Raw genomic sequence first — 9703 nt, forward strand, 5'->3', positions numbered from 1 at the left:
GACCATGAACGCTCCCCTTTCCTCCGTCGAGCAGCTGCAGCTGGAGCTGCCCGCGCTCGACTGGATCACGGACAAGTCGCGCATCGCGCGGCTGTCGCAGGATTTCGCCTGGTTCAGTCCGGTGTTGCATCGGCAGCTCAAGGACAAGGTCGCCGACGCCGTGGTCCGGCCGCGCAGCGAGGAAGAAATCCGGATGCTGGTCGCCGCGTGCGTGCGCCTGCGCGTGCCCATCACCCTGCGCGGCAGCGGAACCGGCAACTACGGCCAGACGACGCCGCTGGCGGGCGGCCTGGTGCTCGACATGAGCGCATACAACGCCCTGCTTTGGGTTCGCCCGGGCGTGGCGCGTGCGCAGGCGGGCATTCGCCTGGGCGAGCTGGAAAAGCGCGCGCTCGAGACCAGCCAGGAACTGCGCTGCATGCCCTCGACCTACCGCAGCGCGACGCTGGGCGGGTTGTTCGGTGGCGGGTTCGGCGGAGTCGGCTCGATCAACTACGGCCCGCTTGCGGCTCCCGGCAACGTGCTGGGCGTACGAGCCATGACGATCGAGGCCGAGCCGAGAGTCGTGGAGTTGCGCGGTGCCGAGGCCATGCGCATGCATCACCTGTGGGGCACGAACGGCCTGGTGCTCGAGCTGGAGGTGGGTCTTGCGCCGGCGCACCCCTGGCTGGAATCGCTTGTGGTGTTCGAGGACTTCGACCGCGCACTCGCCTTCGGCGATGCACTGGCCCAGGCGCCGGGACTGGTCAAGCGCGAGGTCGCTTTCTTTGCCAGCCCGGTGCCCGACCACCTGGCGCAGTTGGCCGAGCATTTGCCGCGAGGCTGCCACGCGGTGCTTTCGCTGGTGGCCGAGGCGTGCGAGGAACCGCTGCAGGAGCTGGTGGCCGCGCATGGCGGCCGCACGACCTATCGCAAGACGGCCCAGGAAGTGCGCAAGAGCAACCGCACGTTGATGGAATTCACCTGGAACCACACCACGCTGCACGCGCTGAAAGTCGACAAGTCGCTCACGTATCTGCAGAGCGCGTTCGTGCCCGGGCAGCACGTGGCGCAGATCCGGCAGATGGAGGCGCGGTTCGCGGGCGAAGTCCTCATGCACGCGGAGTTCCTGCGCGGGCTCGACGGCCGAGTCACCTGCAGCGCCCTGCAACTGGTGCGCTTCTCGACCGAGGAGCGGCTCGACGAGATCATGCGCCTGCACCGCGAAGCGGGCGTGCGCATCAACAATCCGCATGTGTTCATCGTCGAGGACGGCAAGGCCGGCGGCGCGCTGGCGCCGGAGGTGGTGGCGATGAAGGAGCAGTTCGACCCGCACGGGCTGCTCAACCCTGGCAAGCTGCGCAACTGGCCAGCGGTCGCCGAGTCGGCGCTCAGCGCCTGAAGCGCGTGGCCAGCGCCGCCGCCGCGGCAATGGCCAGCGCACCGATCCACAACGGCCACAAGCCGAAGCGCGACACCCAGCGCGCATAGGGCGTCAGGCCGCGGCGCCCCTCCACTTCGACCTGAAGGACTCCGCGCGTCAGGCGCGGCAGGGAGTGGGTCACGCGGCCGCGGTGGTCGATGGCGACCGTGGCCCCTGTATTGGTGGCTCGCAGCATCGGCCGCTCGAACTCCAGCGCACGCATGCGCGAGATGGCCTCGTGCTGGTCGATGGCGATGCTGTCGCCGAACCAGGCGATGTTGCTGACGTTGAGCAGCACCGTCGGCGCGGTCGATTCGTCGCCGAAGCTGGCGCCGATCTCGTCGCCGAACAGATCCTCGTAGCAGATGTTGGGCGCGATGCGCTGGCCTTGCCACTCGAATCGCGCCTGCGCCAGGCCCCCGCGCCGGAAGTCGCCCAGCGGGATGTGCATCATGTCGGTGAACCAGCGGAACATCGACGGCACGAACTCGCCGAAGGGCACCAGATGGTGCTTGTCGTACCGGTAGGGCTGGGCGCGGCCGGGTGCAAAGGCGAGCACCGAATTGGTGTACTCGCGCCCCTGCCCCAGCGGCAGGCCGACGATGGCCGCCTGCGTTCCGCTCGCGTAGCGCGCGGCGATCGCGTCCAGGTAGCCGGGCGGGAGTTGGGCAGGCAGCAGCGCAATGGCGGTTTCTGGCGTGATGACGAGCGGCGCCTGGTTGGCCTGCAGTTGCTCGCCGTACCAGCGCAATGCCGTCGCGACGCCGCCGCCGGGAATGAACTTCTCGTCCTGCGGGATGTTGCCCTGCAGCAGGGCGACGCGCAGGCGCCCCGCGCTGCGCGCTTCGGCTTCATGCCCAGCACCACAGCCGTTGTTCAGGCAGTGGGACGTGTAGCCGCCCCAGCCCAGCAGCGCGGCGCCGAGCGCCGGAGCCAGCCACTGCGCCGGCCGGCGCCATGACGCGCCGTCGAGCGATTCGAGCCAGGCGGCGCACAAGGCTGCGACGAACGCGGCGACTGCACCGATGCCGTACACGCCGATGTCGCGGGCCAGGCCGATCAGCGGCCCGTCGAGGTGCGCATAGCCGCCGGCACCCCACGGAAAGCCGGTGAACCATGTATTGCGCAGGAGTTCGGCAAGGGTCCACAAGGCGGCAAAGAGCAACGCGCGGGCGGGCGCGCGGCGCGGGGCCCAGGCCACCTGCAGCGCCGCGGCCAGCGCGTAGTACAGGGCCAGCGCCGCCGAAAGCGCGAGTGTGGCGATGGCGGCAAGCGGGGCCGGCAAGCCGCCGTAGGTGTGCATGGAGATGAACAGCCACCAGGTGCTGCCGCACAGCCAGGCCGTGGCGAAGCTCCAGCCGGCCAATGCACCCGCGCGCCAGGACGGACGGGGCGTGCCACTGCCGGAGTCAGCGTTGCGGCGGAGCCTTTCGAGTGTCCACGCGAGCACTGCCAGCGACAGCAGTTGCAGCCACCACTGCGGTTGTCCGTTCCAGGGCGCGGCAATGCTCATGGCCTGGGCCAGGCCAGCCACCGCCATGATCGGCACGAGCGCCAGGCGCGGGATCAATCGGCCGCGTCGCCGCCCTGGGCAGGCGAAACCTTGAACCAGCGCACGGCGCCGCCCTTGGTGTGCAGCACGAGGAAGTCGAAACCGCCGACGGTGTGCCGCTCTCCGCGCTTGGGCACATGGCCCATCTCGTGGGCGATGAGGCCGCCGATGGTCTCGAAATCCTCGCTCAGCTGGTCCTCATGCAGGGCAATGGCGAAAGCCTCCGCCACGCGCTCGACCGGCGTGTCGCCGGAGACGCGGTACGTGTGGTCGGCCAGGCCGAAGATGTCGCCTTCGTCCTCGATGATGTCGAACTCGTCCTCGATCTCGCCGACGATCTGCTCGAGCACGTCCTCGATGGTGATCAGGCCGGCGACGCGTCCGAACTCGTCGATGACGATGGCCAGGTGGTTCCGGTTGCCGCGGAATTCGCGCAGCAGGTCGTTCAGTCCCTTGCTCTCGGGTACGAAGGTGGGCGGGCGCAGCAGCGCGCGGATGTTCAGTTCGGGCGAACGCTGGAGCTTGAGAAGATCCTTGGCCAGCAGGATCCCGATGATGTTTTCCTTGTCACCCTCGTACACCGGAAAGCGCGAGTGGGCGGTGTCGATGATCATGTGGAGCATCGGCTCGTACGCGTCATCGATGTTGACCAGGTCCATGCGCGGCGCCGCGACCATGACGTCGCCGGCGGTCATGTCAGCCATGCGCAACACGCCTTCGAGCATCACGCGCGAATCGGCGCCAATGATGTCGTTGTCCTCGGCGTCGGCCAGCGTCTCGATCAGTTCGTCGCGCGAGTCGGGACCGGGATTGATGAACTCGACGAGCTTCTGGAAAAAGCTGCGCTTGTCTTCCCTCTCGTTGGAGGGGCGTTCAGGGTGTGGGTCTGCCACTGCGGGAGGGCGATAGTTGTGAACAGAGGTACAAGGATAGCGGATTGCGCCGCCGCACTGTCCAGACAACGTCGCAACGCGCCGACGACGACGGGCAGGCGGAGGCCGCCGCGCCTCAGGGCGACGACTTGCCGCGCGCTTCCTGCACGCCGCTGCGCACCTCCTGCAGGCCCTGCAGGAACGACCAGAACTGCTTGGCGCGGGTCTTGATGCGGAAGTCGACCTCGGCGAAGTGCTCGAGCGCGATTTCGCTCATGCGGCTGTCCAGCGTGGGCTCGGGCAATTCGAGGTGTGCCTCGGCTTCGGAACCGCTTCGCACTACGCTTGCACCGGCCTTGCGCGCAATCCTGAGCATGGCGGCGTTCTCCGACAGGGCATGGATGAACAGAATGCGCACGCCGGCATTGCGGGCGGCGACTTCGGCGCGCTCGAACAGGCGCGCGCCGTAGCCGCGGCCGCGGGCATGGCTGGACACCGAAACGCCGAACTCGGCGCATTCGCCGGGTTGGCCTGCCGGTGCGAAGGCCAGGTGCGCCATCGCGATCAGGTCGAGGCGCCGATTGAAGATGCCGAAGATGTCGTCGCGCTCGAAATCGAGCCCTTCGACATAGCGGCAGACCTGCTCGTCCGAGGCGCCATAGCCAAAGCGCAGGTAGCGGTCGTGCGGCTCCAGCGCGAGCAGGTGGGCCGTGATCATCTCGCGCTCCTGAGGGCCGAGCGAGCGGATCGGCACCAGCACGGGGGCAGGCTGCGGGTCGGCCGTGCCGCTCGCGCGCGACTCGGCGCGGGGCATCCGCAGCAAGGCGGGGGCACCCAGCGAGGCGCGGAGAACGGCGAAGGCATGTTGCATTGCACAAATAATAAGGGTTTTCCCTTGTTATCGCTGGCGCAACACGCAATCTCCACAGGATCGCACGTGCTTTGGGAGACTTTGTTCGCGGCGAAGGCGGGTTCTCGTGGCGGCGTCTCGCACAATCGCCCGGCACATTTGCGAAACCCTCTGTCTCCGGATATCTCCTTGCCCGATCTGTCGTCCCCAGATGCACGCCTGCCGCCTGGCGTTCAGGTGTTCGAGCGCGGCTGGCTGTCCGCGAACAATATCCTCATGCTGGGGCCGGACCAGGCGGTCCTGGTGGATTCGGGCTATGCCACCCACGCCTCGCAGACCTTGGCGCTCGTGCAACGTGCGCTGGGCGCGCGGCCGCTCGACCTTCTGGTGAACACGCATCTGCACAGCGATCACTGCGGGGGCAATGCCGCATTGCAGGCACGATTTCCGGATCTGGAAGTGTGGATTCCTCCAGGGGAGGCGCAAGCGGTTCGCGAATGGGACGAGGCGCGACTGAGCTACCGCCCGACGGGCCAGCAGTGCCCGCGCTTCACGTTCGATGCCCTGCTCGCGCCAGGCACCGAGATCGAACTGGGTGGCGCCCGATGGCAGGTGCATGCGGCTCCGGGACACGACCCGCACGCAGTCATCCTGTTCGAGCCGCATCGCCGGGCACTGATTTCCGGCGATGCGCTGTGGGAGCGCGGCTTCGGGGTGGTGTTCCCAGAAATGTGGGGCGAGCCTTCCTTCGCGGAGGTCGGCGCTTCGCTCGACCTGATCGCCGCGCTCGAGCCACGGGTCGTCATTCCTGGGCATGGCCGGGTGTTCGACGACGTGGACGCGGCGCTGGACGTGGCCCGACAGCGCCTGGACGCTTTTGTCCAGTCACCGCAGCGACACGCAAGACATGCAGTCAAGGTGCTGCTGAAGTTCAAGCTCCTGGAGCGACAGCGCATGACGCGCGGCGAACTGGACGCCTGGCTGGCCGGGGCCGGCTATCTCGCTCAGGTGCATCGAATCCACGGCGCCGATACGCCGATACGCGGTTGGGTCGACTCGATGCTTGAAGAACTGGCACGCGCCGGGGCGCTGAGCATGGCCGGTGATCTGATCATCGATGCCGGCTGAGCGCGCGAACGCCGGCTAGCCGCGCGCGCCAGCCACGCTCACCAGCCAACCAGTCAGATCGCACCGACGCTGCCGGTGATGGGCAACACAAGGCCGGTGATGTAGCTGGCGCAAGCCGGCGCCGCGAGGAACACGAAAGCCGGCGCAATCTCCTCCGGTTGAGCCGGCCGCCCCATGTCGACCTGGCTGCCGAATTCCCGCGTCTTTTCAGCCGGACGGTCCGCGGGATTGAGTGGCGTCCACACCGGACCGGGCGCGACCGCGTTGACGCGAATGCCGCGCGGCAGCAGGTTGCTGGCCAGCGACTTCGTGAATGCATGAATGGCGCCCTTGGTGGCTGAATAGTCGAGGAGCTGGGCACTGCCTTGAAGGCCAGTCACGGACCCGGTGTTGATGATGGAACCGCCTTCGCGCAGCAACGGCACCGCGGCCCGGGCCATCTGGAAGTAGCCGTAGATGTTGGTTCGCATCGTCATGTCCCACTGCTCGTCGTCGATGTCCTCGATTTCGTTCGCGTGCAGTTGGAATGCCGCGTTGTTGACCAGGATGTCGAGCTGCCCGAAAGCGTCGGCAGCACGCTTGACCGCGCGCCGGCAGAACGCAGGGTCGCGTACGTCACCCACGATGGACAGGCAGCGTCCGCCCTCGCCCTCTACCTCGGCGCAGGTCTGGTCGGCGTCTTCCTGTTCCGCGGGCAGATGAACGATGGCCACGTTCGCGCCCTCGCGCGCAAAAAGCACTGCAATCGCGCGGCCGATTCCCGAGTCGCCGCCCGTGACGAGCGCATTCATGCCTTCGAGCTTCCCGCTGCCACGGTAGGCTGGGGCCTTGTGGCGAGGCTTGAGTTCGAGTTCAGACTCGAGGCCGGGCTTGGCGAGATGCTGAGCCGGCAGGGGATTGACGGGCTGGTCGCGCGCGCCGGCCTGGACGGCCTTCTTGCTGCCCTTGGTCGCGTTGGGCGCGCGCTGGTCTGCCGCGTCGCGCTTGCGCTGCAGCGCACGTTGCGCTCGAGTCGTGCCGTCTTTCCCGGCTTGGTCATCGGTTCGCTTTTTTGGTGCGGACATGGGCCACCTTTCTGCGTGCCGGCGAACGCCGGCCATGTTTGCGGCGGATCGAGGCGATCGCCGGGAGAGATACGTCGTCCATGCATTGGATGCCGCTCGCCGCGCGCGCACCTATAGTCCGGCTGCCCGGCAAGACCGGCGCCTGCGATGTCATCCGGCGTCAGCGCCGTCTGACGCACACACGGCGAGGCGGCGCCTACGCTGCGAAGGCGCCTATAGCAATGCGTTTGCCCTACGGCCCGTGCCGAATCAAAGGACGATCATGACGAAGGTTTCGGATGTGATGAGCACTCAGCTGCGGACGATCGCGCCGACGGATTCGCTGGCCGACGCCGCGCGGCTGATGAAGGAACTGGACGTCGGAATGTTGCCGGTCACGACGGACCGCCAACTTCTGGGCGTGGTGACCGATCGCGACATTACCGTGAGAGGCGTCGCCGAAGGGTTGTCGCCGGAGCAATGCCTGGTGGCCGACATCATGACCGCGGAGGTGCGCTGGTGCTATCCGGAGACCCCGTTGGAGGAGGCGTTGGTACAGATGGGAGAGCGCCGCATACGACGTCTTGCGGTGGTTGATCGGGATCACGTGCTCGTCGGTGTCGTTTCCATGAGCGACGCCTCACGAGCTGCTGCCGGGGCGGCCTGACGCCCCTTTCCGGCGCGTTGTCCCTTTCGTTCATTGCCATGGCGGATCTTCCGGTTCGAGCGTTTGCCGACAGCCGTGCCCCGTCACTCTCCTACAGCGTCCAGGGTCTGCTCCTGATGCAATGCCCGCACGGACGATCGTCGCGGAAAGTTGCCGCGCCGCCGGTCTGCTATTGGAGGTTCGGAATGAGCCATGTCGTCACTTTGTGCGTGGCGGGCGACGCCCGGGACAATGAGCACGAACGCGCCACCCGTGAAGAATTCGGTCGGCGCTTGGCGGCGCTGCGCAAGCTGGAGTTCGGAGGCGAGTACGAGCCCGCCCGCCATGCGCCACCGCTCTACTACGTGCCGAACGAGACCCTGGTCGTCCACGAGCTGGCACGCTTTCCAGGCATCGAGCACCAGGACCAGCTTTTTGGCGGCGTGGTGCCGCATCGCTTCGTGGCAACAAAGGTGATCTCGCACCCGCTCGTTTCCGAAGGCGCGGTGCATCCGGTGGGCTGGACGAACTGCCTCACCGATCAGTTGGCAGGCGTCGTGCTGGAGGGTTACTCCGCCTTCAGCCAGGACGACGCGCTGGAAGGCGGTCGGCGCCTGTTTGAGCGCGGTATGCGCGTGCGGCTCAAGCGCGCAGTCTCCAGGGGCGGCCTGGGACAGTGGAAGGCCGGCGACCCGGAACAGCTTGCATCCGCACTTCAGGAAATTTCCGCTGCGGAACTGGCGGAATGGGGGGTGGTCGTGGAAGAGGACCTCGCCGAGGCCCGCACGTGGGGAATCGGGCAGGTCACCATCGGCGGGCGGATCATCAGCTACTTCGGCGTACAGGAACTGACGCAGGACAATCATGGCTGCGAGGTCTATGGCGGGTCGGATCTGCAGGTGGTGCGCGGCGGCTTCGACGCTTTGCTGGCCCGCGAACTGCCTGCCGACGTCGGCGAAGCGGTGCGCATGGCGATGGCCTATCACGAGGCCGTCAAGACCTGCTTCGACGGCTTCTTTGCATCGCGCATCAACTATGACGTGGTGCGAGGCGTCGCCGCCGACGGCAACCTGAAATCAGGCGTCCTTGAGCAGTCGTGGCGCCTGGGCGGCGCCAGCGGCGCAGAGATCGCGGCGCTGGAATACTTGGCGGAGAACCCCGATTGCCACGTTGTGCGTGCGAACACCATCGAACGCTACGGGCAGGCGGCGCTCACCGAGCCTCTGCCAACCGGCGCGCTGGTCTTCTTCAGGGGTGACGACCCCGTCACCGGCCCCATCGTGAAGTACGCCACCGCCCGATGCCAGGCATGAGCGTCAGGAGCCGGCCGTTCGGCGTGACCGTCGACGAGCAACGGATCGCCGCCACCGTGGTCGGGCCGCGACGGACGGTGCCCGGCGTACTGCTCGTGCACGGCTGGGACGGCAGTCAGCAGCAGTACCTGGCGCTCGCGCGCGAAGTCGCCAGCTTGGATTGCGTCTGCGTGACCTTCGACTTGCGCGGGCATGGACAGAACATTGCCGATCGCGACGTGGTCACGCGTGACCACAACCTCAGGGACGTGCTGGCCGCCTATGACTCACTCATCGGACTGACGGCGGTCGACCCCGAACGCATTGCACTCGTCGGCAGCAGCTACGGTGGGTACCTCGCCACGCTGGTGACGCTCGAGCGTCCGGTCCAGTGGCTCGGGTTGCGGGCACCCGCCTTGTATCGAGATGCCGAATGGAACCGCCCGAAGAGCCGCCTGGACAAGGTGGACTTGGCCGACTACCGCTCGCGCCTCGTCAAGGCGAAGGAAAACCGGGCGTTGGCCGCCTGCGAGGCGTTCAAGGGCGACTTCCTGATCGTCGAATCGCAGTATGACAAGATCGTCCCGCATCCTGTCATCGAGAGCTATCGGGCTGCAGCCTGCCACGCCCGATCGGTGACCTACCGGGTGCTTGAAGGCGCCGATCACGGCTTAAGTACACCGCAGGGCCGCCGGCAGTATGGAGATGTCCTTCTGGAATGGATCTCAAACAAGGTGCGTGTTGATCCTGCTCAATAGCCGAATTCCGCCCCGAAATGCAAAAAGCCCAACCATTTCTGGTTGGGCTTTTTGGGCTGTAAGAGCCTGACGATGACCTACTTTCACACGGGAACCCGCACTATCATCGGCGCTGAGGCGTTTCACTGTCCTGTTCGGGATGGGAAGGAGTGGGACCACC

General features: G+C 66.8%; 9 protein-coding genes and 1 rRNA gene. 5 read left to right on the plus strand and 5 right to left on the minus strand.

From position 1 onward, the window contains the following. Positions 1 to 4 precede the first annotated feature (4 nt). Positions 5 to 1381: an FAD-binding oxidoreductase gene (locus VES41_RS20210; RefSeq protein WP_324820736.1), complete on the plus strand. Its 1377-nt coding sequence runs from the start codon at positions 5 to 7 to the stop codon at positions 1379 to 1381. Here VES41_RS20210 and lnt read toward each other — a convergent pair. From lnt to VES41_RS20225, 3 genes are all read right to left on the minus strand, one after another. Beyond that, a complete protein-coding gene (gene lnt, locus VES41_RS20215) occupies positions 1371 to 2942 on the minus strand; it encodes an apolipoprotein N-acyltransferase (protein WP_324820761.1) in 1572 nt (523 codons plus the stop codon). The two genes, VES41_RS20210 and lnt, sit on opposite strands and share 11 nt — an antisense overlap. A 26-nt stretch (positions 2943 to 2968) precedes the next feature. Next, entirely contained in the window at positions 2969 to 3847 is an 879-nt protein-coding gene (locus tag VES41_RS20220) for an HlyC/CorC family transporter (RefSeq protein ID WP_324820738.1), read from the minus strand. 115 nt (positions 3848 to 3962) lie between these two features. Then, on the minus strand, positions 3963 to 4640 hold the full coding sequence (locus tag VES41_RS20225; protein ID WP_324820741.1) for a GNAT family N-acetyltransferase: 678 nt from the start codon (positions 4638 to 4640) through the stop codon (positions 3963 to 3965). Positions 4641 to 4874: 234 nt separating this feature from the next. On the opposite strand from VES41_RS20225, the gene VES41_RS20230 reads away from it, so the two are divergent. After that, the gene (locus tag VES41_RS20230) at positions 4875 to 5804 is read left to right on the plus strand and encodes an MBL fold metallo-hydrolase (RefSeq protein WP_414719195.1); all 930 of its coding nucleotides are present in this window, start codon (positions 4875 to 4877) and stop codon (positions 5802 to 5804) included. A gap of 53 nt (positions 5805 to 5857) precedes the next feature. Here VES41_RS20230 and VES41_RS20235 read toward each other — a convergent pair whose 3' ends face one another. Beyond that, complete coding sequence (locus VES41_RS20235; protein ID WP_324820745.1) at positions 5858 to 6868, minus strand: SDR family oxidoreductase; 1011 nt, start codon at positions 6866 to 6868, stop codon at positions 5858 to 5860. A gap of 262 nt (positions 6869 to 7130) precedes the next feature. Between VES41_RS20235 and VES41_RS20240 the strand changes: the two genes are divergently transcribed. The 3 genes from VES41_RS20240 to VES41_RS20250 all read left to right on the plus strand — a co-directional run bounded on the left by VES41_RS20240 (position 7131) and on the right by VES41_RS20250 (position 9543). Further along, positions 7131 to 7514: a CBS domain-containing protein gene (locus VES41_RS20240; protein WP_324820747.1), complete on the plus strand. Its 384-nt coding sequence runs from the start codon at positions 7131 to 7133 to the stop codon at positions 7512 to 7514. A 185-nt stretch (positions 7515 to 7699) separates the two neighbouring features. Continuing rightward, on the plus strand, positions 7700 to 8806 hold the full coding sequence (locus VES41_RS20245; RefSeq protein WP_324820749.1) for a DUF3182 family protein: 1107 nt from the start codon (positions 7700 to 7702) through the stop codon (positions 8804 to 8806). Continuing rightward, on the plus strand, positions 8803 to 9543 hold the full coding sequence (locus VES41_RS20250; RefSeq protein WP_324820751.1) for an alpha/beta hydrolase family protein: 741 nt from the start codon (positions 8803 to 8805) through the stop codon (positions 9541 to 9543). Before VES41_RS20245 ends, VES41_RS20250 begins: the two co-directional genes overlap by 4 nt. Before the next feature lie 64 nt (positions 9544 to 9607). On the opposite strand, the gene rrf is transcribed toward VES41_RS20250, so the two are convergent. Beyond that, positions 9608 to 9703: ribosomal RNA gene (gene rrf, locus VES41_RS20255) — 5S ribosomal RNA — on the minus strand; the annotation flags it as partial.

It is taken from the genome of Variovorax sp., from assembly GCF_035634955.1.
In the GTDB taxonomy this organism is placed as follows: Bacteria; Pseudomonadota; Gammaproteobacteria; order Burkholderiales; family Burkholderiaceae_C; genus Variovorax.

Bases quoted from the DNA above. Each gene is read 5' to 3' on its own strand.
- VES41_RS20210 (WP_324820736.1), top strand. From the start codon at position 5: ATGAACGCTCCCCTTTCCTCCGTCGAGCAGCTGCAGCTGGAGCTGCCC.
- lnt (WP_324820761.1), bottom strand. From the start codon at position 2,942: ATGGCGGTGGCTGGCCTGGCCCAGGCCATGAGCATTGCCGCGCCCTGG.
- VES41_RS20235 (WP_324820745.1), bottom strand. From the start codon at position 6,868: ATGTCCGCACCAAAAAAGCGAACCGATGACCAAGCCGGGAAAGACGGC.
- VES41_RS20225 (WP_324820741.1), bottom strand. From the start codon at position 4,640: ATGCCCCGCGCCGAGTCGCGCGCGAGCGGCACGGCCGACCCGCAGCCT.
- VES41_RS20240 (WP_324820747.1), top strand. From the start codon at position 7,131: ATGACGAAGGTTTCGGATGTGATGAGCACTCAGCTGCGGACGATCGCG.
- VES41_RS20250 (WP_324820751.1), top strand. From the start codon at position 8,803: ATGAGCGTCAGGAGCCGGCCGTTCGGCGTGACCGTCGACGAGCAACGG.
- VES41_RS20245 (WP_324820749.1), top strand. From the start codon at position 7,700: ATGAGCCATGTCGTCACTTTGTGCGTGGCGGGCGACGCCCGGGACAAT.